20 protein-coding genes and 3 tRNA genes are annotated in these 23,508 nt (G+C 52.8%); 19 read left to right on the top strand and 4 right to left on the bottom strand.

Annotated features, from left to right (window positions below; translation table 11 throughout):
* The first annotated feature begins 11 nt into the window (after positions 1–11).
* The 3 genes from NSQ80_RS16310 (at position 12) to NSQ80_RS16300 (ending at position 876) form a co-directional block, all read left to right on the top strand.
* Positions 12–326, top strand: coding sequence for a hypothetical protein (locus NSQ80_RS16310; protein WP_339299902.1), 315 nt, complete (start codon positions 12–14; stop codon positions 324–326).
* A 34-nt stretch (positions 327–360) separates the two neighbouring features.
* Positions 361–711: a hypothetical protein gene (locus tag NSQ80_RS16305; RefSeq protein ID WP_232282284.1), complete on the top strand. Its 351-nt coding sequence runs from the start codon at positions 361–363 to the stop codon at positions 709–711.
* A gap of 91 nt (positions 712–802) precedes the next feature.
* A tRNA-Arg gene (locus tag NSQ80_RS16300) sits at positions 803–876 on the top strand.
* Between the two features lie 538 nt (positions 877–1,414).
* On the opposite strand, the gene NSQ80_RS16295 is transcribed toward NSQ80_RS16300, so the two are convergent.
* The 3 genes from NSQ80_RS16295 to NSQ80_RS16285 form a co-directional block, all read right to left on the bottom strand.
* A tRNA-Gly gene (locus NSQ80_RS16295) sits at positions 1,415–1,488 on the bottom strand.
* A gap of 365 nt (positions 1,489–1,853) precedes the next feature.
* The gene (locus tag NSQ80_RS16290) at positions 1,854–2,354 is read right to left on the bottom strand and encodes a glutathione peroxidase (protein WP_009225134.1); all 501 of its coding nucleotides are present in this window, start codon (positions 2,352–2,354) and stop codon (positions 1,854–1,856) included.
* A 4-nt stretch (positions 2,355–2,358) separates the two neighbouring features.
* The gene (locus NSQ80_RS16285) at positions 2,359–2,940 is read right to left on the bottom strand and encodes a thioredoxin family protein (protein WP_036645157.1); all 582 of its coding nucleotides are present in this window, start codon (positions 2,938–2,940) and stop codon (positions 2,359–2,361) included.
* A gap of 525 nt (positions 2,941–3,465) precedes the next feature.
* On the opposite strand from NSQ80_RS16285, the gene NSQ80_RS16280 reads away from it, so the two are divergent.
* From NSQ80_RS16280 to NSQ80_RS16240, 9 genes are all read left to right on the top strand, one after another.
* The gene (locus NSQ80_RS16280) at positions 3,466–4,455 is read left to right on the top strand and encodes an ABC transporter ATP-binding protein (protein WP_028539362.1); all 990 of its coding nucleotides are present in this window, start codon (positions 3,466–3,468) and stop codon (positions 4,453–4,455) included.
* Positions 4,452–5,453 (top strand): dipeptide ABC transporter ATP-binding protein, encoded by a 1,002-nt coding sequence (locus tag NSQ80_RS16275; protein ID WP_339299898.1) that lies wholly within the window; start codon positions 4,452–4,454, stop codon positions 5,451–5,453. The genes NSQ80_RS16280 and NSQ80_RS16275 overlap by 4 nt, the downstream gene beginning before the upstream one ends.
* 104 nt (positions 5,454–5,557) lie before the next feature.
* Positions 5,558–7,222 (top strand): ABC transporter substrate-binding protein, encoded by a 1,665-nt coding sequence (locus NSQ80_RS16270; protein WP_339299896.1) that lies wholly within the window; start codon positions 5,558–5,560, stop codon positions 7,220–7,222.
* Between the two features lie 39 nt (positions 7,223–7,261).
* Complete coding sequence (locus NSQ80_RS16265; RefSeq protein ID WP_009225139.1) at positions 7,262–8,266, top strand: ABC transporter permease; 1,005 nt, start codon at positions 7,262–7,264, stop codon at positions 8,264–8,266.
* Positions 8,267–8,278: 12 nt separating this feature from the next.
* A complete protein-coding gene (gene nikC, locus NSQ80_RS16260) occupies positions 8,279–9,178 on the top strand; it encodes a nickel transporter permease (RefSeq protein WP_260070332.1) in 900 nt (299 codons plus the stop codon).
* Between the two features lie 125 nt (positions 9,179–9,303).
* Positions 9,304–10,254, top strand: coding sequence for an L-lactate dehydrogenase (locus tag NSQ80_RS16255; protein WP_323077487.1), 951 nt, complete (start codon positions 9,304–9,306; stop codon positions 10,252–10,254).
* Between the two features lie 144 nt (positions 10,255–10,398).
* On the top strand, positions 10,399–10,956 hold the full coding sequence (locus NSQ80_RS16250; RefSeq protein ID WP_339299892.1) for a GNAT family N-acetyltransferase: 558 nt from the start codon (positions 10,399–10,401) through the stop codon (positions 10,954–10,956).
* Between the two features lie 178 nt (positions 10,957–11,134).
* On the top strand, positions 11,135–11,806 hold the full coding sequence (locus tag NSQ80_RS16245; RefSeq protein ID WP_339299890.1) for an alpha/beta hydrolase: 672 nt from the start codon (positions 11,135–11,137) through the stop codon (positions 11,804–11,806).
* Between the two features lie 69 nt (positions 11,807–11,875).
* Positions 11,876–12,310 (top strand): DUF1801 domain-containing protein, encoded by a 435-nt coding sequence (locus tag NSQ80_RS16240; protein ID WP_009225144.1) that lies wholly within the window; start codon positions 11,876–11,878, stop codon positions 12,308–12,310.
* Positions 12,311–12,840: 530 nt separating this feature from the next.
* Here the strand turns inward: NSQ80_RS16240 and NSQ80_RS16235 are convergent.
* Positions 12,841–12,914: transfer RNA gene (locus tag NSQ80_RS16235), tRNA-Arg, on the bottom strand.
* Positions 12,915–13,221: 307 nt separating this feature from the next.
* On the opposite strand from NSQ80_RS16235, the gene NSQ80_RS16230 reads away from it, so the two are divergent.
* The 7 genes from NSQ80_RS16230 (at position 13,222) to lon (ending at position 23,475) form a co-directional block, all read left to right on the top strand.
* A complete protein-coding gene (locus NSQ80_RS16230) occupies positions 13,222–14,070 on the top strand; it encodes a hypothetical protein (protein ID WP_232282288.1) in 849 nt (282 codons plus the stop codon).
* Between the two features lie 249 nt (positions 14,071–14,319).
* On the top strand, positions 14,320–15,741 hold the full coding sequence (gene tig / locus NSQ80_RS16225; RefSeq protein WP_009225146.1) for a trigger factor: 1,422 nt from the start codon (positions 14,320–14,322) through the stop codon (positions 15,739–15,741).
* Between the two features lie 254 nt (positions 15,742–15,995).
* A complete protein-coding gene (gene clpP / locus NSQ80_RS16220) occupies positions 15,996–16,586 on the top strand; it encodes an ATP-dependent Clp endopeptidase proteolytic subunit ClpP (protein WP_009225147.1) in 591 nt (196 codons plus the stop codon).
* Positions 16,587–16,598: 12 nt separating this feature from the next.
* A complete protein-coding gene (gene clpX / locus NSQ80_RS16215) occupies positions 16,599–17,855 on the top strand; it encodes an ATP-dependent protease ATP-binding subunit ClpX (RefSeq protein ID WP_009225148.1) in 1,257 nt (418 codons plus the stop codon).
* A 121-nt stretch (positions 17,856–17,976) separates the two neighbouring features.
* Positions 17,977–19,098, top strand: coding sequence for a flavodoxin-dependent (E)-4-hydroxy-3-methylbut-2-enyl-diphosphate synthase (ispG, locus tag NSQ80_RS16210; RefSeq protein ID WP_009225149.1), 1,122 nt, complete (start codon positions 17,977–17,979; stop codon positions 19,096–19,098).
* A 172-nt stretch (positions 19,099–19,270) separates the two neighbouring features.
* Entirely contained in the window at positions 19,271–20,989 is a 1,719-nt protein-coding gene (gene lonB / locus NSQ80_RS16205) for an ATP-dependent protease LonB (RefSeq protein ID WP_009225150.1), read from the top strand.
* A 149-nt stretch (positions 20,990–21,138) separates the two neighbouring features.
* Entirely contained in the window at positions 21,139–23,475 is a 2,337-nt protein-coding gene (lon, locus tag NSQ80_RS16200) for an endopeptidase La (RefSeq protein ID WP_009225151.1), read from the top strand.
* The last annotated feature ends 33 nt before the right edge of the window (positions 23,476–23,508 follow it).

The raw sequence follows: 23,508 nt of genomic DNA, 5'->3' as shown, positions 1-23,508 counted from the left end.
GAGGGTTAACCATGGAAAAAAGGACTTATTACGTTTCGGTTCAAGGGCGATCGCTCCTTGAGGATCCCGGCGCTGCAGCGTACGAGTGGGAGATTCAAGCCACCCGGGAGGAGGCGGATCACCTGAGTCATATGCTCGAGCATTTAGGGGAGAAGGAGGAGAACGGGTTTTTGGCTTTTACCTATCCTTGGCCGGATACGCCGGAAGATGAGGTCAACCGCAGCTACGAAAGTTATCTGAACGCGTTGTATCGTGAAATTTACCGGCTGGGCACGGCGGAAACGCGGGCGCAAATGGAGCGCTCCGGTTTTGCAGCACAGCTGTAGCTGTTTGGATGTCCATCGGAAAGGAGCGACGCCTGTGACGTATTATATCAAGGACGCGGAATATCGGCGGATGGATGAGCACCAAGGGCGACCCTGTGCCGTGATCCAGGTGTATCCGGGCGCGGTGGGAGACCCCGAGCTTTTTGTATATGTGGCGCGTGCTGCGGACGGGAAAGGGTATGAAATCATCCGGATGATCCGCAGCGAGGCGAACTTGGAGATCGACTGGTACGATAATAATCTGCATCAGGCGTTCTCTGAGGTGGCGGAGGAGCGGTTTGGGGATCGGGGCTGGCCGGAGCCGGAAGCTCAGCGGAAGGAGTTCCTGCAGAATCTGCTCGCGAATGAGCAGATCGTCGCCCGATTGGAGCAGTTGCCCCATTGAGGGAGGAATCACCAAATTTATGCCAAAAACGCTTTGAAAAACAAAAAGGATGCGCTATAATAATTAACGCATCCTTTTTCTATAACGACGTGTCCCAGTAGCTCAGCTGGATAGAGCAACGGCCTTCTAAGCCGTCGGTCGGGGGTTCGAATCCCTCCTGGGACGTGACGAAAGAGCACCCTTTGGGGTGCTCTTTTTGCTATAGTCCCAGGTTGGGCGAGAACCCCCGGTGGGGTTCGTCGGAGCGAGACCGCCCGCGCAAGCGGGCGGAGGAGCGGAGTCTCGAGCGAAGCGAGAGTATCCCTCCTGGGACGTGACGAAAGAGCACCCTTTGGGGTGCTCTTTTTGCTATAGTCCCGGGTTGGGTGAGAACCCCCACAATCAACTAACTGGATTTTCTACCGCTATTTTGGCCGTTTTTGGACAAAACCGAAGAATTAGAGGTAAATCCTACTGTTAATTTTGTTCAAAAATGCCCCTGAGCGGGAAATCAGCAAAAATAACAGTAGAATTTCCAGTTAGTAGCTTGCACGTGAGAAAAAATCAAATATTAACGGTAAGTTTTCCAGTTAATTCATCTCGACCCTGGCTCAGGGGAAGTCAAATAAAGAACTCGCCCCCAAATGTGGTAAGATCCGCATCTTCCAGATAAAATCAAAAAAACCCTTTGTTAATCAAAGGGCTAGAGGTTAAAAAAAGGTTATGGAGCGGGTGAAGGGAATCGAACCCTCGCCTCAAGCTTGGGAAGCTGGCGTTCTACCATTGAACTACACCCGCAAGAGCTAAGCAAGAAATATTATAACGCCAATGCAGACAAGAATCAAGCCCCGCCATTAATTACCGGTCGGGGCGTTTCGATTTACTTTACGATGATGCTTCGGATGCAGCCATCCCTCTCACGATCTGCGCAGGTTTCAAGGGCAGCGCCTGCCCGTCGATCGACAGGATTTCGAGCGATGGCGGCGATCGGTGGATTCAGAGAATAACGAAAAGGCTCAGTTCTTCTAGTGGTTAGCATAAATAAGATTATAGCGAAAATTGTCGATTAGAACGAAGTTTTTTTATGCGGAGAGACTGCGTAAAAAACCGCCGGAGTATTAAGTTTCCGGCGGCTTTGGCGGTATGGGCGTTAGGGCTTGAGATTAACGGCCTGCCGCCGAACTAGACAGCAGCGCTTGAAGGTCCGGCTCAATCTCAGCGGGTTCGGTGCGAGCCGCATACCGCTTGACGATCTCGCCGTCTCGCCCAACAAGGAACTTCACGAAGTTCCATTCGATATCCCCCGTATCGTAAGGTTCTGGCGTATGCTCCCGCAGATAACGGTATAACGGGTGGGCGTGCTCCCCGTTTACGTCGATTTTGGCGAAGAGCGGAAAAGTGACTTGATAATTCGTTTCACAGAAAGCCTTAATCTCTGCTTCCGTCCCAGGCTCTTGCTCGGCGAATTGATTGCAGGGGAACCCAAGAACGGAGAAGCCTTGGTCCTTGTACTTGCTGTACAGTTGCTGCAGCCCCGCATAATGCGGTGTCAACCCGCATGCACTGGCGGTATTGACGATGAGCAGCACTTGTCCCCGATATGGCGCGAGCGTCGTGGTTTCACCCGTAATCGTACGGACTTCAAAATCGTAAAGGCGGCTCATCGGCTTACACCAAATCGCAGGCGTCCGCTGGCATCCAGTGAGCGTCCTGCCCTTCCCATTTCACATTGCAGCCGATCGGATTCGTTAGCGGAATCGAAATTTCGCGCCCGGTGGTGAGCTCCTCCAACACCCGATCCAGATCGTTAACCGTCATTTTGCTCGTGTCGCGCGGGTTATCAACGCCGCGTCCCGTATAGACGAGCTTGCGGTCGGCATCAAAGACGAAGAAATGCGGCGTGCGCAGCGCACCATAGTCTTTCGCTGCCGTTTGTTCCTTATCCCGCAAATACACCCAAGGGAATCGATGCTGCTCCATCCGTTTGACCATGTGCTCGAAAGAATCTTCCGGATGGGTGTTTTCGCTGTTCGAGTTAATCCCTACAAATACGACTCCCCGATCCTTGAACTTCTCCGCCGTTTGCCGGGTGACTTCATCGGAGCCAAGCACATAAGGACAGTGATTGCAAGTAAAAAACACGACGAGCACCTTGGCCAAAGCAAAAGATTCCAAAGAGTAGGTCTGGCCATCCGTAGCCGGCAGGTTAAAGTTTGGTGCCGGACTTCCCAAAGTTAACGTGAAACTCATCACCATCACCTCTCACATATTTTGATAACGTTTACTTCCATTCTACCTTAAATGTTCCGATAATCTCAAATTTTATGAATTACCTGCTAAATAGCTGTCATAGACATGACATTCTGAAATTTTCTATTGTCTATTCTGTGAAAATGCTGTAAAGTAGCTTATCAAATAAGCCATTAATTTATGTCAGTTAACTTAACACTCCAATTGACCATAGTTCGATAAATCGTCACTTTTAGCGAAATTACGGCAGAGTAATTGTGATTTACCGTATATCGCTTCATTGACCCCTTCTGCTTAGGCTTCTGCTTTACCTGATTGCTGTGCGGAAGCGAGAATGTACATTCGTCCGCGTTGTAGAGACAATTCGAAGGTCGAGTGCCGCAACTAACATAGAGATAGAGGGCACTGCTGCATCTTTACGCTTTAGGAAATTACAGCACGACAGATCGATTGTACATTTGTCTATTACTGACGGACATTGTCGAATTGCGAGATTCCATTTTTACGGGAAAAGAGGCTGTAAACATGATTCAACCCATTTTGCAGATTAAGGATTTGCACACCCACTTTTTTACCGACCGAGGCGAAATCCCTGCGGTGGACGGCGTGAACCTGTATGTGAATCCCGGCGAGGTGCTTGGCGTCGTTGGCGAATCCGGCTGCGGCAAAAGCGTTACCTCCTTGTCGATCTTGAAGCTGATCCCTCAGCCGCCTGGCAAAATTACGGGAGGGTCGATCGAGTTTAAGGGGAAGGACATTGTTCCGATGAAGGAGCGGGAAATGCGAGCGATTCGCGGGAACTCGATTTCCATGATTTTTCAGGAGCCGATGACGTCGCTGAATCCGCTGTTTACCGTCGGCCAACAAATTGGGGAGACGGTTCGGCTGCACCGGGGGCTCAGCAAGAAGCAAGCGCGGGAACATACCATCGACATGCTGAAAAAGGTCGGCATTCCTCGGCCGGAGGCCATCATCGATGAATATCCGCATCAACTCTCCGGCGGGATGAGACAACGGGTGATGATCGCGATGGCGATCTCCTGTAATCCGGAGTTGCTGATCGCTGACGAACCAACTACAGCACTCGACGTGACCATCCAGGCACAGATCCTCGATTTGATCCGGCGCTTGAATGAGGAGAACGGTACGGCCGTAATGATGATCACGCATGACCTTGGGGTCGTTGCCGAGATGTGCCACCGGGTAGCTGTGATGTATGCCGGCAAAGTGGTGGAGGAGGGCCCTGTGCGGGATATTTTTAAAAATCCGCTGCATCCCTACACCCAAGGGCTGATCAAGTCGGTGCCGCGCATGGACGAGGACCGCAAGCGCCTGTTCTCCATTCCAGGCAACGTGCCGATCCTGAACACCCGGATGAAAGGCTGTCGCTTTGCCGAACGCTGTTCGCATGCGATGCCGATTTGTTCGGAGCAGCTGCCTGAGTTGAAGGAATACGAAACGGCGCATAGCTGCCGGTGCTGGCTCCATGAAACGCCACAGGAGGAAGTTGTATGAGTGAACCCCTACTGCAAGTTAAACATCTGAAAAAATACTACCCTACCGGGAGCGGATGGTTTGGCAAGTCACAGCAATTCGTTAAAGCGGTCGATGACATCTCGTTTACCGTGCGACGGGGCGAAACGTTTGGACTGGTGGGGGAAAGCGGCTGCGGGAAATCCACGACTGGTCGTTCCCTGCTTCGGCTGATTGAGCCGACCGGCGGCAAGGTGATTTTTGAAGGGGAGGACATCACGGCTTTGTCGCCAGAGGCGCTGCGCCGGAAACGCAAGGATATGCAGATTGTGTTCCAGGATCCCTTCTCCTCGTTGGATCCTCGCCATACGGTGCAGCGGATTCTGGAGGAACCGCTGATCGTTCACGGCGTGGGCAATGCCAAGGAACGTAAACAGATGATCGACCGGTTGATCGATGTCGTTGGTCTGACGCAAAGCCATCTGCAGCGTTATCCGCACCAATTCTCCGGCGGTCAGCGGCAGCGGATCGGGATCGCCCGTGCATTGGCGCTCCAGCCAAAGCTGATTGTCGCCGACGAGCCGGTTTCCGCGCTGGATGTGTCGATCCAGTCGCAGGTGGTGAACCTGCTTCAGGATCTGCAAGAGGAGTTCGGGTTGACGTACATCTTTATCGCCCACGATTTAAGTGTCGTGAAGCATATCTGCGACCGGGTAGCGGTTATGTACCTCGGCCGGATCGTTGAGATTGCCGACAAACACAAGCTGTACTCGTCACCTCAGCATCCGTATACCCAGGCGTTGCTCTCCGCAGTTCCGCAGCCGGATCCGGACAAGAAGACCGAGCGGATTATTCTGCAAGGCGAAGTGCCCAGCCCGGCTAATGCGCCGGTCGGCTGCGCGTTTCATACGCGGTGTCCGATGGCAATGGACGTTTGCCGGACGCACCGCCCTGAGCTGGCTGAGACGGATGCGGGCCATTTGACGGCTTGCCATCTGTACACCGAAGTGAAGAACACAGGAAGCGCGAGCTTGGCATAAAGATGACGTTTTGAACTACCTCTAAAGGTTTATAGTCTGGGTACTATGCCCAGCTTTTTTATAAACAAGAAATTATATATTGGGATTCAGAAGGGAGCCACAAAATGAAAGCAAAGAGATGGAGTAGTGTTGTTCTTGTTACGATGCTGAGCGCCGCCATCGCCTTGGCGGGGTGCGGAGGCAGCAACAATGCCGGCAGCAGCAATTCCGGCGGAACGAATACGGGTACGAATACGGAGGCAACCACTCCGACCGGTTCGGCCCAAGATACATTGGTTGTAGGCCGCGGCGGGGATTCCGCTTCTCTGGACCCAGCCATCGTAACCGACGGTGAATCTTTGAAAATCGCCCACCAAGTCTTTGATTCCTTGCTGGAGTACAAAGAAGGAACAACCGAGGTTCAAGGCTCGTTGGCCGAGAGCTGGACGGTATCTGACGACGGTTTGACCTATACCTTCAAGCTGCGTCAAGGCGTGAAGTTCCATGATGGTACGGATTTTAATGCGGATGCGGTTGTATTCAACTTCACCCGTTGGTCTGATCCAAACAGCGAATACAAATTTGAAGGCGACTCCTTTGACTACTATGATTCCATGTTTGGTCCAGACGGCAAACGCGTTATCAAGGAAGTAGAAGCGGTCGACGAGAACACGGTTAAGTTTACACTGAACCAACCGCAAGCGCCGTTCTTGCAAAACCTGGCCATGACCTCCTTTGGGATCGCCAGCCCAACGGCCATCAAGGAGAAGAAAGAAAACTTCAAGAACGAGCCGGTAGGTACAGGTCCATTCGTATTCAAAGAGTGGAAACGCAACGACTCGATTACGTTAGAGAAGAACCCGAACTACTGGAAAGAAGGGCTTCCGAAGCTGAACAAAGTGATCGTTCGCTCTATCCCGGATAACTCTGCTCGTTTCAACGCGCTGCAAAGCGGTGAAATCGATTTGATGGAGGACCTGAGCCCGGACGATCTGGCGACCTTGGAAGCGAACCCGGATCTGCAAAAGATCGAGCGTCCTTCCAACAACGTAGGTTATGTCGGCTTCAACCTGAAGAAAGAACCGTTTAACAACGTGAAAGTAAGACAAGCGCTGAACTATGCCGTTGATAAGCAAGCGATCATCGATGCCTTCTTCGCAGGCCAAGCTGAACCGGCTAAGAACCCAATGCCGCCGTCCCTGTGGGGCTACAACGATAGCATTACCGATTATGAGTATGATCCAGAGAAAGCGAAAGCGTTGCTGGCCGAAGCAGGTTATCCGAACGGTCTGCCAGGCGAATATGTCTTCTATGCCATGCCGGTATCCCGTCCTTACATGCCAGATGGCAAGAAGGTAGCCGAAGTTATTCAGCAAAACTTTGAAGAAGTTGGCGTAAAAGTGAAAATCGAATCTCCGGAATGGGCCGTTTATCTCGACGATGCGCAAGCCGGTGAAAAAGACGATCTGTTCATGCTCGGTTGGACCGGCGACAACGGCGACCCAGACAACTTCCTGTACACGCTGCTGGACAAAGACGCGATTCCGTCCAACAACTACACGTACTATTCGAGTGACGAACTGCATGAGTTGTTAGTCGCTGCGCAAAAAGAAACCGACCAATCGAAACGTGAGGAACTGTACAAACAAGCGCAAGAAATCATCAAAGCCGACGCTCCGTGGATTCCGCTCGTGCATACGACACCGCTCCTGGCTGCAAGAGCGAATCTGAAAGGATACGTTCCGGCGCCGACAGGTACGGAATATTACAGCAACATCTATTTCGAATAACAGGCGGGAGCTTAACGCCTCTGGCAGGTGAACCTCATCTTGAAAGCTTATATTTTGAAAAGAATACTCATCATGGTTCCTGTCCTAGTCGGCATGACGATTATCGTGTTTTCCATTATCCATGCGATTCCCGGTGATCCTGCGGAAACGATTCTGGGGCAGAAGGCAACGGAGCAGTCCAAGGAAGCGCTCCGCGAGCAACTGGGCCTGAACAATCCGTGGTATCAGCAGTATTTCACGTACATGGGAGATTTGTTGAAAGGTGACCTGGGGCAATCGATCCGCACGAGAGTACCGATTGCCCAGGAGATTGCCCCCTATCTGGCGGCTACGGCGGAACTAACCGTGGCAGCCATGGCGTTTGCGATCTTCTTTGGCGTGAATGCCGGCATCATCAGCGCCTGGAAGCAAAACTCGTGGTTCGATTACATTTGCATGCTGATCGCGTTGATTGGGGTATCGATGCCAATCTTCTGGCTCGGGCTGATGGAGCAGTGGATCTTCTCGCTTAAATTGCATTGGCTGCCTTCCATCGGGCGGATGAACCAACGTGATCCGGTTGAAGCGGTCACCAATCTGTATCTGATCGACAGCATGATCGCAGGCCGCTGGGATCAGTTATGGACGGTGTGCAGGCATTTGATTTTACCAAGTGTCGCGCTGGGTACGATTCCGATGGCGATTATCGCCCGGATGACGCGGTCGAGTATGCTGGAAGTCATGAATTCCGATTTCGTTCGCACGGCCAAGGCCAAAGGGTTGTCGCAATTTATTGTCATCTATAAACACGCCTTGAAAAATGCATTTATTCCCGTGCTGACGGTCATCGGACTGCAAACTGGCGCATTGCTTGGCGGTGCGGTTTTGACCGAAACGATCTTCGCATGGCCTGGTGTGGGACGGTATATTTACGAAGCGATCAGCTCGCGTGATTATCCGGTAATTCAATCCGGCATTCTGGTTATCGCCTTTATTTTCGTCATTATCAATCTGATCGTGGATTTGCTGTACGCAGCGGTCGATCCACGCATCCGTTACCGGTAAAGGAGGGAAACCATGGCAGAGGCAACTACAGCAAGCACAAACCGCAGCACCGCCGTCCCGGCCGGGAAGGTTTCCGGACCTTGGCGCGATGCGTGGAAAGCGTTCCGCAAAAATAAAATCGCCATGGCCGGCCTGATCATGATCGTGTTTTTCATTCTGATCGCCTTGCTGGCCCCGGTGATTGCTCCTTATGAATTTGACAAGCAGGTTTTGCGCGACCGCTTAAAACCGCCGTCCTCATCGCATTGGTTTGGGACGGACGATCTGGGACGCGACCTGTTCACCCGCGTATTATACGGGGCGCGAATCTCCTTATGGGTGGGGACGTTCTCCGTTGTGGGATCAATCATTTTGGGGACGCTCTTCGGCATTCTGGCAGGGTTCTACGGCAAATGGATCGATATGGTGATTTCGCGCCTGTTCGATATTTTGCTGGCGTTCCCGAGCATTTTGCTGGCGATCGCGATCGTGGCCATCCTTGGTCCGTCGCTGCAAAACGCGTTGCTTGCCATCGCCATCGTCAACATCCCAACGTATGGGCGGCTGGTGCGGGCGAAGGTGCTTAGCCTGAAGAACGAAGAGTATATCACTGCAGCACGGGCAATCGGGATGAAAAACAGCGCGATTTTGCTGCGGCACATCCTGCCAAACAGCTTGACGCCAATCATCGTGCAAGGCACGCTGGGAATCGCTACGGCGATTATCGAAGCGGCTGCGCTGGGCTTCCTTGGTTTAGGTGCTCAGCCGCCTACACCGGAATGGGGCAAGATGCTGTCTGACTCGCGTCAATTCATCGCCACCGCTCCGTGGACTGTAGTTTTCCCGGGGATTTCGATCATGCTGACCGTACTTGCCTTCAACCTGATGGGCGACGGTTTGCGTGACGCGCTTGACCCGCGGATGAAAAGTTAAATCCATCGTTATGAACTGTCGGGAGGATTCCCGGCAGTTTTTTTGTGTGTTGCACCAAATATACGGTCTGCGGTTATAATTTAGGCATCGGATATAGAGAATGGATAGGAGAAGGAGGCGGCAGAATGGCTAAAAAAGCGAGGAAGGTAACGATCGTTGGTTCCGGCCTGGTCGGTACGGCTTGCGCTTATTCCATGATCAATCAATCGATCTGCGAAGAAATTATGATGATTGACCGGACGTATGATCGTGCGGTGGCACATGCGCTGGATTTGTCGCATTGCATGGATTTTACGCCAACCCGTACGAAGGTATATGCTGGCCGGCTGGAGGACTGCCGCGACATGGATGTGGTTGTGCTGACGGCAGGGGCGAATCCCAAGCCGGGGCAAACGCGGCTGGATGTGCTGGGCGAGGCGGAGAAGATTACGCGGGATATCGTCAGCCGCATCGTGGATGGAGGATTTGACGGCGTGTTTGTCGTCGCTGCCAATCCGGTGGACATCGTGACCTATATTGTACGCGAGGTGTCGGGATTCCCGCGGAACCGGGTGATCGGCACTGGGACCTCCATCGATTCGGCGCGGCTCAAAACGCTGCTGTCGGAGGTATTTGCTGTTGATCCGCGCAGTGTAAACGGGTATGCGATGGGAGAGCACGGGGATTCGCAGTTTGTGGCCTGGTCGCATGTCACGATCGGCGGGAAACCGCTACTGCACATTTTGGAGCAGCATAAGGAGCGGTTCCGCCACGTCAAGCTGGACGAAATCGCGCAAAAAACCAAAGATGCGGGATGGGAGATTTTTACCCGTAAGGGCAACACCCAGTTTGGGATTGGGAACGCGCTCGCTTATATCGTGAGATCCATCTTAAACGACGAGCACAAAATCATCGCCGTTTCGGTTGTGCTGGAGGGGGAATATGGACAGACCGGAGTTTGTGCCGGTGTGCCTGCCATTATCGGTGACGGCGGGATCGAGGAAGTGCTGGAACTGAACTTGACCTGGGAGGAACAGCGCAAATTTACGCAATCCTGCGATATTTTGAAGGCGGCGATTGCAAGTCTTCAACTCTAATCATGTTTAGCCGCTGTCGGTTGGCGGTTTATCAGAGCATCCGTTCGATGGGGAACGGATGTTTTTTTATTTTTCCTGGAGAGGTCTGTTTCTGTGCTTAAGTCGCGGGAAGGAGGGGGAATCCGCCTGAGGACCGTTCTGTGCATGTTTCACCTTTTTATACAGGCGGCGGAGATTTTTGTGGAAGGCTTTTACGACTCGCTGCGATACTTTACTTCGGAACGGGACAAACTGGCGAAAGCCATTGTGCATGCTTTGGTCAGAGAGCAGTTTTTTGTTGCCTTGGAAAGGGAGCAGGTTCTGGGGATATTCGCGTATTCCGCGGGGCAGAAGCGGGCTTTCCGGTTTCAACGGGCTGAGCTTCAGCGGGAACTTGGCTGGTTGCGGGGAAGTTTGTTTTATTTCCTTGTCCGTCGGGAGCTGGAAAAACCGCTGCATTTGGCGGAGGGCCAATGTTATTTCGAGGCGGTTGCTACGGCAAAGCAAGCACGGGGTCGTGGGGTTGCCAGCCAACTGAACAACGAACTGATATCTCGTTTAGGTTATGACGATTATATTTTGGAGGTTGTTGATACCAATACCGCAGCGATTCGTTTATATGAACGATTGGGGTATGCCGAGTTTCGGCGGAAGCCGCAGCGCTGGTTTCGGAAGCAGGCGGGGTTTAATGCCAGGTTGTATATGAGATGGATGCAAGACTAGGCGCGACCAGAATAAGGTGTGGTAAATTTAGGTCTAGACAAGAACATATATTCTCTTTATGATGAGGGCATCATGCGGCCGATCGTGCTGATTCACGGGTTTACGCTTGACCATCGCCTGATGAGCGGCTGCATGGAACCGATATTTCAGAATCGCACGGGGTGGAGAAGGATTTACCTTGATTTGCCATTTGCCGGGGACGGGAAAGTCGAAGAATTATGCGGGTATTGAGAATACGGACGGGATGCTGGATGCGGTGCTGGAGTTGATCGATGGGTTGGTGCCGGAATCGCGGTTTGCGGTAGTTGGTGAGTCCTACGGCGGGTACTTGACGAGAGGGATCATTGCCTGTCGTCCCGAACGAGTTGAGGGGGTGGTGTTTATTTGCCCCTTGATCATGGCGGATCCAGATCAACGGGAACTGCCGGACCATACGGTTATTTATGAGGATCCGGCGTTGATTCATGAACTGTCTCCCGAGGAGTATGATGATTTTTGCTCGATGAGCGCAGTTTTGGATCGGCACACCTGGAGAAGGTATGCAAACGAGATCGTTCCCGGCTGTCGCATGGCAGATTCCGCTTTTTTGGACAAGATTCGGGCACGGTATGGGTTTTCTTTTCTGATCGATCGGGAGAAGTTTGACGCGCCTTCGTTATTCCTGCTCGGCAGGCAGGACACGTCGGTGGGATATGCGGATGCGCTCCGCTTTTTAGAGCTGTATCCGTGCGGTACGCTTGCGGTCATGGACCGGGCCGGGCATAACCTGCAGATTGAGCAGGAGGACACGTTTAACGCGTTGGTGAACGAGTGGCTGGATCGAGTGGAGGAAGCTAAGGATAAGGAATAATAAAATGAGACAGGCTTGCGGTGGGACTTGAATTGGCGGGATACGGAGATTCTTGAGGGAGGTTTCTGAATGTACGAGTTGAAGACCAAAGAAAACGACAACAGTGTCATCGAGTTCATTGAAGGGGTGGCCGATGCCAAGAAGCGAGAGGATGCCTATCGGTTACTGGATATTTTTACAGAGACAACGGGGTATCCGGCCAAAATGTGGGGCCCCAGCATCATCGGCTTTGGCTCCTACCACTACAAATACGCCTCCGGCCACGAAGGGGATGCGCCGCTGGTTGGCTTCTCGCCTCGGAAGGCGAAGATCAGCCTATATCTTGCCGCGGATGATCCGGGACGAGGCGCTTTGCTGGAATCCTTCGGGAAGCATACCCAAGGGAAAGGGTGTGTTTACATTAATAAAGTCGCCGACATCGATGTGGACGTGCTGCGTAAGTTGATCCGGCATTCGGTCGAGCACCTTCAGAAGTTGTATCCGAATGATGGGGGAAGGAGCTAGCTGGTAAGCGGCTCTTTCTTTGTGTCGGAAACGGTAAGGGGATTCGGTGCGGGAAATCGGTATAGGAACTGGTATGAGGAACTGTTGTGGGACGGTTATAGCGGCGCGTAGGGTAGCAACTAGGGGGGCGTCGTCGTCCGCAATGGTCGGCCATGGTTCACCTTGTCCGCCGTCGTCTGCCTTGCCCGCCGTGTGGTCCGCCTTGTCCGCCGTCGTCCGAAATATATGCGAAAAATCGAATAGAATTCAACGGGTAACGGTACTTTTGGGCGATTATATATGAAATTTCATGCTTATTTGGACCATCAGAGGTCGAAAGGCCGAAATCTATATGAAAAATCGAATAGATTTGGCGATATTGGCTGTTTCGGTCTGAATTATATATGAAATTTCGAATAGAATTCGGTTGCTGCTATATCCCAGTCACATCGGCCCTACTCGCATGGGCGGCCTCGCTCCGACGACCCCCACCGGGGTTCTCACCCTCCTGGGAACGCAAAAACACTCTCCGTTTGGAGAGTGTTTCGTCACGTCCCAGGAGGGATTCGAACCCCCGACCGACGGCTTAGAAGGCCGTTGCTCTATCCAGCTGAGCTACTGGGACATCTCAAATATGAAAAACACAAGCAAAATATATTATATCACATGTAAGGTTGTTGGGCAATAACTTATAAAGAAAAATTGACATGCCGCAGATGAAAAGGGCGATCGCCGCGATCTGATCCGCGTTCTAATCCGACGATTTGGCCCAAGAGGTTTTTGCCTTCGCAAGGGACTATGCTATAATCTCAATTAATTGCGATTCGGAGGAGAAAGGAGGTAGCCTTATCAGCAGTTCACGACCCGATGAGAAAGACAACATTGTCTTGTTTCCCAAAACGTTGGACTATTACCAGATCGAACTGACCCGTATGCTGGAGACCGAAAGATATGGGGAGGCCGTAGAGCTCCTGCAATTTCTGCTTCAATGCCAGGGAGAGGATCCAAGGCATTACGAGGAATGGCAGGCTTTACTGGAGTGGCTGACCAGCGCATTTCCCGCGCTGAAAGACGGCATATCGGATTCGGAACCACAGGGCTTCGAGGGAGATGAGGAAACAGAGGAAATGCTCGCTCGTCGGCTCGCGGAGGCCAAGCTAGCCGAAGATGCGGGTTATACGGACAAGCTGTTAGCTGCCGTGAGGGACAAGCCGCTCTCGGAGCAGACGTTCCTTGCCCTGGAACAGCTTGCATACCTGGATCGTCCCGAGATCGATGACGCGCTGATCGGCTGGATCAGCCGGGAGGAGATGCATCCGCTTCTTCAATATCGGGTACTGCAAACGCTGCGCCGCCGCGGAACGACGGGGACGCTGGTGATCATGCGCGGAGGGGAGCGGGTGGAAGTGGAGATTGAGGCAGTCCCGCTCAAGCCTGAGGATTTCCCGCCAGCCGTGCAAATGGTGCTTGATCGCGTAGGCGACCAGACGCAGGTGCATGATCCGACCCTTTACTATTTCGCTCAGGAATTATGGTCACAGTTTGTCATGGTACTATATGGTACGGCGGATTACCGCTCGCTCCTGGTCGAAGAAGATGCGATCATCGATATTTGGGCGGCGGCGCTGCATCAGATGGTGGCAGATAGCTTGTCCGGAAGCCAAACGGATGAGGAGATTCGCGCCATGTACGGAATTACCGATGGACTGCGGCTGCGATATGAGCAAGTCTGCCGAACGATTGGCAAATTCGTTGCGTCGGGACGAATCCACGGCATGTAACCATTGGGTGAGAGTGCAGCAGAAGATCACTCTATCAACCTTGCAAATAGGATTTGCCCAATACCTGACTGTGGTCCGGCTCTTGTAAAAAGATGTATTGTTGTTTATAATATAATGGTTATTCTGATCGTGTTCATAGAGACAGCTATACTGGAACCCAAGAGCAAGACACCTTGAAAATAGCTGTTTTAGTCGCGATTCGGTTTCAGTATTTAAAGTATATGTGAAATTTGGAGGGGAAAGCATAAAATGAAAGCAACTTGGGAAAAAATAGAGAAGAACCTCGGTGTACTCGAGGTTGAGGTGGAGGCGGAACGCGTAGCCGCCGCACTGGATAAAGCTTTCCAAAAGGTTGTTAAGAAAGTAAACGTACCTGGTTTCCGCAAAGGTAAAGTGCCTCGGCCGATTTTCGAAGCACGTTTTGGCGTGGAAAGCTTGTATCAAGATGCAATCGACATCCTGTTACCTGAAGTGTACACTGAAGCGGTTGATCAAACGGACATTTTCCCGGTAGATCGTCCTGAAGTGGACATCGAGCAATTTGCTAAAGGACAACCTTTCAAGTTCAAAGCAAGAATCACGGTTAAACCAGAAGTGAAGCTTGGCGACTACAAAGGCGTAGAAGTTCCTGCCATTAACGTTGAAGTCAGCGACGAAGAGCTGAACAATGAATTGGAGCGTCTGCAACAACGCCATGCTGAGCTTGTTGTCATCGACGATGAGCCGGCTAAGAACGGCGACACCGTTGTTATCGACTTTGACGGTTCCGTAGACGGCGTGCCTTTCGAAGGCGGCAAAGCTGAACGTTATTCCCTGGAGCTTGGAAGCAACACGTTTATCCCTGGCTTCGAGGATCAAGTTGTAGGCTTGGCTACCGGCGACTTCAAGGACGTTACGGTAACTTTCCCGGAAACGTACCATGCAGAAGAGCTGGCTGGCAAAGAAGCTGTGTTCAAAGTCAAAGTTCACGAAATCAAACGCAAACAACTGCCTGAACTGGACGACGAGTTCGCGAAAGACGTTAGCGAATTTGACACGTTGGACGAGTTCAAAGAAGATTTGAAGAAACAGCTTGCGGCTCGCAAAGAGCAAGAAGCAAAAGCAGCCCGCGAAGGGGCAATTGTTGATAAAGTCGGCGAGAACGCTGAAGTCGAAATTCCGGAAGCGATGATCAAAGGCGAAGTTGAGAACATGATTCGCGACTTCGACAACCGTCTTCGCGCACAAGGCATGAACCTGGATATGTTCCTGGGCTTCTCCGGTCAAACAGTGGACGACCTCAGAGGACAAATGCAAGGGGACGCTGAGAAACGCGTTCGCAACAACCTGGTGCTTGAAGCCATCGCTAAAGCCGAGAAGATCGAAGTCACTCAAGACGAAATCAACAAAGAGCTGAACGATATGGCGGAAGCTTACAAACGTACGCCGGAAGAAATCCGCAACATTTTGGCAGCTAACGGTTCTTTGGGCAGCTTGAATGAGGAAATCCTGATCCGCAAGACGATCCAGTTCTTGCTGGAGAACAGCAAGGAAGTTCCGGCTGAGCAAGCGGAAGCAAAGTCCAAAGAAGCTAAACCGGCTGCTAAGAAATCGACGAAGAAGTCGACCAAAGCCGAAGCGAAAGCAGACGCTGACAAAACTGAAGCCGAAGAAGCCCAAGGCGAGGAATAATTCACTCCAGCCAGATCCCGCTTCTTTGTATACATCACGATAAAAGTTGGGGCACGTATGATAAAATGCGTGCCTTAATTTTTCATCTCCAGATGATACATTTATTTCCATCGCGCACGGGACAAGCCTAAGGTTATATAATGTGTAAAAACGAACATAAACTGTACTGGGCGAAAAATGACACGGGGCTTCGAACATGATAGAATGTTTTACGTAAGCGCAAGGGAAATTGAAAAGGAAAAGAGGTTGGTCGCATGAGTCTGGTACCTATGGTCGTAGAACAAACGAATCGAGGAGAACGGTCGTACGACATCTATTCGAGACTCCTTAAAGATCGCATTATTTTTCTCAGCAACGCAATTGATGATGAAGTTGCCAATCTCGTGATTGCCCAACTGTTGTTCTTGGCAGCTGAAGATCCTGAGAAAGATATTCACCTGTACATCAATTCTCCGGGGGGTTCCGTTACCGCGGGGATGGGTATATATGATACGATGCAATATATCAAGCCCGATGTGTCCACCATCTGTGTCGGGATGGCGGCCAGCATGGGATCATTGCTGCTGACAGCAGGGGCCCCTGGCAAACGTTATGCGCTTCCGAACAGCGAAGTGATGATTCACCAACCGCTTGGCGGCGTTCGCGGTCAGGCAACGGATATTAAAATTCATGCCGATTGGATCATCAAGACAAGACAAAAGCTGAATCAGATCTATGTAGAGCGGACGGGTCAACCCCTTGAAAAAATCGAGCGCGATACAGACCGCGACTTCTTCATGAGCGCGGAAGAGGCTAAGGCCTACGGGATTATCGATCAGGTGATCTCCAAGCCCACTAATCTATAAAGGGGTGTTTACATGTTTAAGTTTAACGATGAAAAAGGCCAACTAAAATGCTCGTTCTGCGGCAAATCGCAAGAGCAAGTACGCAAGCTTGTTGCCGGACCCGGCGTTTATATATGCGACGAATGCATTGAGCTGTGCACGGAAATCGTGGAGGAGGAACTTGGCCACGAGGAAGAGCTGGATCTGAAGGAAATTCCGAAGCCAAAGGAAATCCGCGATATTTTGGACCAGTACGTCATTGGTCAGGAGCAAGCGAAGAAATCGCTGTCCGTTGCGGTTTACAACCACTACAAGCGGATTAATACGCAGAACAAGATCGAGGATGTTGAGCTGCAGAAGAGTAACATCCTGCTGCTAGGCCCTACAGGTTCGGGGAAAACACTCCTTGCCCAAACGATGGCCAAAATCCTGAACGTTCCATTCGCGATCGCCGATGCCACTTCCTTGACGGAAGCCGGCTATGTCGGTGAAGACGTGGAAAACATTCTGCTGAAACTGATTCAGGCTGCCGATTATGACGTGGAAAAAGCGGAACGCGGCATCATTTACATCGACGAGATCGATAAAGTGGCGCGTAAATCGGAGAATCCTTCGATTACCCGCGACGTTTCCGGCGAAGGTGTGCAGCAAGCGCTGTTGAAAATTTTGGAAGGTACGGTGGCTTCCGTTCCTCCGCAAGGCGGACGCAAACATCCGCATCAAGAATTTATCCAAATCGATACGACGAACATTTTGTTCATCTGTGGCGGGGCGTTTGACGGCCTGGAGCAAATGATCAAGCGTCGGATCGGTAAGAAGGTTATTGGCTTTAACGCGGCGAATGACGGGCAAAAAGAACTCAAACCGGGCGAATACCTGTCGATGGTATTGCCGGAGGACTTGCTGAAATTCGGATTGATTCCGGAATTCGTTGGCCGTCTGCCGGTCATCTCGACCCTCGAGCCGCTGGATGAGAAGACGCTGGTGCGCATTTTGTCCGAGCCGAAGAACGCTTTGGTGAAGCAATATCAGAAGCTGCTTGAGCTGGACAACGTGAACCTGCAGTTCGAACCGAAGGCGCTAGAAGCGATCGCTCGGGAAGCGATCAAGCGGAATACCGGAGCCCGCGGACTTCGCGCCATCATTGAGGGCATTATGCTTGACGTGATGTACGAAGTGCCTTCCCGCGACGATATTACGGATTGCGTGATCACCGAGAAGGTCGTTCTGGAGAAAACGGTGCCGGAATTGGCTTCCAAGCCAAACAAGAAACAAGAAGAAAGCGCGTAAGCGGGGAACCGCCGGGTGCGCTAAAATAAAGGTCAAGGTTCTCCACCTTTGCGGTTGTCGTGCCCTATATCTGGGCGCGCCCGCGGGGGTGGAGCTTTGATCGTTATGGGAGAGACCAGACATGACATTCTTGAGACAAGATACGCGGCCGGTTAAAGTCGGAAATCTGACGATCGGCGGCAGCAACGAAGTCATCATCCAAAGCATGTGTACGACGAAAACGGCAGATGTCGAGGCAACGGTAGCCGAGATTCTCCGGTTGGAGGAAGCAGGTTGCCAACTGGTACGCGTGACGGTGAATAACGAGGAAGCGGCTGCGGCGATCAAGGAGATCAAGAAACGGATTCATATCCCGCTGGTCGCTGACATTCACTTTAACTACAAGCTGGCGCTGCTGGCGATCGAAAACGGCATCGATAAGGTCCGGATTAATCCGGGGAATATCGGCCGCCGCGAAAAGGTTGAAGCGGTGGTCAAAGCGTGCAAGGAACGCGGCATTCCGATTCGGATCGGCGTGAACGCCGGTTCGCTGGAGAACCACTTATTGGAGAAATACGGCTACCCAACGCCCGAAGCGATGGTCGAAAGCGCCTTGTACCATATCGGGATTTTGGAGGATCTGGACTTCCATGACATTATCGTGTCGCTGAAGGCCTCGGACGTGCCGATGGCCATTGCGGCCTATACCAAAGCGGCAGAGGTCATTCCATACCCGCTGCATTTGGGCATTACGGAAGCTGGAACCTTGTTCTCCGGCACGGTGAAGAGTGCAGCTGGTATCGGCGCCCTCTTGTCGATGGGGATCGGCTCGACGGTCCGGATTTCGCTGAGTGCGGATCCGGTAGAGGAAGTGAAGGTGGCGCGCGAGCTGTTGAAGACGTTTGGGTTGATTACCAATGCAGCGACGCTTGTCTCCTGCCCGACCTGCGGCCGGCTGGATATTGACCTGTTCTCCATCGCCAACGAGGTGGAGGCGTATATCGCCAACCTGAAGGTGCCGATTAAGGTATCCGTGCTCGGTTGTGCCGTCAACGGCCCGGGCGAAGCGCGCGAAGCCGACATCGGGATCGCCGGAGCTCGCGGGGAAGGGTTGCTGTTCCGTTACGGGGAAATGATCCGGAAGGTTCCGGAAGCCGAGCTGCTAAGCGAATTAAAGAAAGAAATTGACCATATCGTGGAGGTGTACGAAGCGACCGGAGAAATTCCGGGACGCAAGGAGCACCGGGCCCGCGTGAAGTCTTGATTGAATATAAATCCGTACCGCAGTCTGCTTGAATGCAGGCTGCGTTTTTTTGTTGCCCGCTTCAACACGAACTATCCCTTAGAATATCCCAACTTGAAAAATCCTTGTTTTACCTTGGAGCGAAAAGGCTATACTACCAAGTATCAGTATAAGAGTGGGAGGCGTAACGCGTATGGATCTAAATGTTATCCTGATGGCGGTCCAAATGTTTTTTGCCGTCGTGATTGGGCTTTATTTCTGGAATCAGCTGCGCAGTCAAAAAGGCAACCGGCTGGCGGTAGACCGGGAATCGCGCAAGGAAATGGAGAAATTGCGCAAGCTAAGGGCCGTCTCGCTCACCAAGCCGCTTGCGGAGCGTACCCGTCCGGCCTCGATGAACGACATCGTTGGGCAAAAGGACGGTTTGCGTGCGCTGAAAGCGGCGCTTTGCAGCGCCAACCCGCAGCATGTGATCATTTACGGTCCGCCGGGCGTAGGAAAAACGGCGGCAGCACGCGTTGTGATGGAGGAAGCGAAGAAAAATCCGGTATCTCCCTTTAAATCCGATGCCAAATTTGTTGAAATTGATGCAACGATCGCCCGCTTCGACGAGCGCGGCATCGCTGACCCGCTGATCGGTTCGGTGCATGATCCGATCTACCAAGGGGCGGGGGCGATGGGGGTTGCCGGCATTCCGCAGCCGAAGCCCGGTGCCGTGACGAAGGCGCATGGCGGGATTTTGTTTATCGATGAGATCGGCGAATTGCATTCGATCCAAATGAATAAACTTTTGAAGGTTTTAGAGGATCGCAAGGTGTTTCTGGAGAGTGCGTATTATAACTCCGAAGACTCCAATACGCCGGCGTATATCCACGATATTTTCCAAAATGGCTTGCCTGCGGATTTCCGCTTGGTTGGCGCGACAACCCGCTCGCCGCAGGAGATCCCGGCCGCTTTACGCTCGCGGTGCATGGAGATTTATTTCCGGCCGCTGCTGCCGGAGGAAATCGCCCAAATTGCAGAGGATGCGGTGAAGCGAATTGGCTTCCAGCCTTGTCCGGAAGCGATTGAAGTGATTAAGAAATATGCGACGAACGGCCGCGAAGCCGTTAATATGGTGCAACTCGCTGCCGGTCTGGCCCTCACCGAGAAGCGCGACCAACTGCTGGCATCGGACTTGGAATGGGTGGCCACGAGCAGTCAACTGGCGCCGCGACCGGATCGCAAAGTACCGGATCAGCCTGCAGTTGGTGTCGTCAATGGCCTGGCCGTGTACGGGGCAAACATGGGCACATTGCTGGAAATTGAAGCTACGGCGGTTCCTGCTGAAAAGGGTAAAGGCACCTACAACATCACCGGTGTCGTAGACGAAGAGGAAATCGGCGGAGGCAGCCGCACGCTGCGCCGCAAGAGCATGGCCAGAGGCTCGGTGGAAAATGTCCTGACTGTCCTGCAGCGGATCGGGCTGAATCCGCCGAACTATCACCTTCATATCAACTTCCCGGGGGGAACCCCGATCGACGGTCCTTCTGCCGGGTTAGCCATCGCGACTGCGATCGCCTCGGCGATCAAGCAGGTGCCAGTGAACAATCAGATCGCCATGACCGGCGAACTGGGGATTCACGGCAAGGTGAAGCCGGTTGGCGGCGTCGTGGCGAAGGTGGAGGCGGCATTCCAGGCTGGCGCCACGACGGTGCTGATTCCGAAGGACAACTGGCAATCGTTGTTTGAAGGCTTGGAAGGCCTGCGGGTAATCCCTGTCGAGACGTTAGGTGAAGTGTTCCGCCACGTCTTTGGTCCCGAGGCCGAGAAGAATCTGGAGTTGCCGATCGGCGGCGACCTGTTTGCTCCGGCAACAGCTCCCGCGCCTTTTCTGCACGCAGAGTCACCTTCGCAAGGCGGAGCGATGTAAGCCGGGCCAGCAGAGGTTACCTATGCGTCATGCTCATACACATTCCGGGGAGCGGCTGCTTGAGGCGGTCGCTCCTCGTTGGTGTTTTTATGTAACATTTGCTAAAATAGCAATGAAATCTACAGAGAACGTTTGGAGGTGCATAAGCGATGGGACCCCATAAATCCAAAGGCCGGCGATTTCCGCTGCTGCCGCTGCGCGGTCTGCTCGTCTATCCAAGCATGGTACTGCACTTGGACGTGGGACGAGAGAAGTCGGTGAAAGCGCTGGAAAAAGCTATGGTCGAAGATAATCTGATTCTCCTCTGTTCTCAATCGGAAGTGAACATAGAAGAACCAACCCAAGAAGATATCTTTCGCATCGGCACCGTCGCAAAGGTGCGCCAGATGTTGAAGCTTCCCAACGGCACCATTCGTGTGCTGGTGGAAGGCATGGAACGCGCTGAAATTATCGAATATTTGGATAATGACGAATATTATGAGGTTATCGCCGAAGAGCGTCCGGAGGAAGAAACGGTGGATCCGGAAGTGGACGCACTAATGCGTACGGTGTTAACCCAATTCGAACATTATATCAACTTATCTAAGAAGGTCACGCCGGAGACGCTGGCAGCCGTATCAGACATTGAAGAAGCCGGTCGTTTGGCGGACGTAATCACCAGCCATTTGTCCTTGAAAATCAAGGATAAACAAGAAATCCTCGAAACAATCGATGTCCGCAAGCGGCTGGAGAAGCTGCTCGACATCTTAAATAACGAGCGCGAAGTGCTGGAGCTGGAGCGCAAAATCAACCAACGCGTCAAGAAGCAGATGGAGAAAACGCAGAAGGAATACTATTTGCGCGAGCAGATGAAGGCGATCCAGAAGGAGCTCGGCGAGAAGGAAGGGCGGGCCGGCGAAGCCGAAGAGCTGCGGGCCCAGCTCGAAGAGAAAGGGCTGCCGGAGAACGTCCGGGAGAAGGTCGAGAAGGAAATCGACCGCCTGGAGAAAATGCCGGCCAGCTCGGCGGAAGGCGGCGTCATCCGCAACTACGTGGATTGGCTGCTTAGCCTGCCGTGGAACAACAAGACCGAAGACGACCTCGACTTGGCCAAAGCGGAGCAAGTGCTGAACGAAGACCATTACGGCCTCGATAAGCCGAAGGAACGGGTTCTGGAATACTTGGCTGTGCAGAAGCTGGTCAAGAAGCTGAAAGGCCCGATCCTGTGCCTGGTCGGCCCGCCAGGGGTCGGGAAAACGTCGCTGGCCCGCTCCATCGCCCGTTCGCTAGGGCGTCAGTTCGTCCGCATTTCGCTGGGCGGCGTGCGGGACGAAGCAGAGATTCGGGGACACCGCCGCACCTATGTCGGCGCAATGCCGGGACGAATTATCCAAGGCATGAAAACGGCAGGAACGCTGAATCCGGTATTCTTGCTGGACGAGATCGACAAGATGGCTTCGGACTTCCGCGGCGATCCTTCCGCGGCGCTGCTTGAGGTGTTGGATCCGGAGCAAAACAACACTTTTTCCGATCATTTTATCGAGGTTCCGTTTGATCTATCCAACGTGATGTTCATTACGACTGCCAATGCGGTACATAACATTCCGCGGCCGTTGCTTGACCGGATGGAGACGTTGTTTATTCCGGGCTACACGGAGCTGGAGAAGCTGCAGATTGCCAACCGTTACTTGCTGCCTAAGCAAAAACGCGAGCATGGACTGGAGCCGGAGCAGCTAGAGGTTGGCGAAGATGTGCTGCTGCAAGTGGTCCGCGAATATACCCGCGAATCCGGCGTGCGGAATCTGGAGCAGCAAGTGGCTGCCTTATGCCGTAAAGCGGCGAAGCAGATCGTTTCCGAGAATAAGGAGAAAATTATCATCACAACGGACAATGTCAAGGATTTCCTTGGCCCAGCGAAATTCCGCTATGGGGTGGCCGAGCTGGAAGATCAGATCGGCACGGTAACGGGACTAGCCTGGACGGAGGTCGGAGGGGAGACGTTGGTCATCGAGGTGACCGTCGTACCGGGATCCGGGAAGCTGACGCTTACCGGTAAGCTGGGCGACGTGATGAAGGAATCGGCGCAAGCTGCCTTCAGCTACACCCGCTCCAAGGCGGCGGAGCTGGGGATTCCGCTCGATTTTCACGAGAAGAACGATATTCATATCCATATTCCCGAAGGGGCGATTCCGAAGGACGGTCCGTCGGCGGGCATTACGATCGCTACTGCGCTGATCTCGGCGTTGACGAACCGACACGTCTCCAAGGACGTCGCCATGACTGGCGAAATTACGCTGCGCGGACGCGTGCTGCCGATCGGCGGCTTGAAGGAGAAATCGCTTGCCGCGCATCGGGCGGGCTACCGTAAAGTCCTGATGCCGAAGGACAATGAGCGCGATCTGCGCGACATTCCGGACAGCGTTAAGGAGGACCTGGAGTTCGTACCGGTGTCACATATGGACCAGGTGCTCGAGCATGCGCTCGTAGAGCGTCCAGGGATGCACTAGCATGTAAGCGTGGCGCAAAGGTGCGTCATCGCT

Source organism: Paenibacillus sp. FSL K6-2441, assembly GCF_037964765.1.
GTDB classification, from domain to species: domain Bacteria; phylum Bacillota; class Bacilli; order Paenibacillales; family Paenibacillaceae; genus Fontibacillus; species Fontibacillus phoenicis.
Note: the sequence above shows the minus strand (reverse complement) of the source record. Positions and strands in the feature narration are given on the sequence as shown.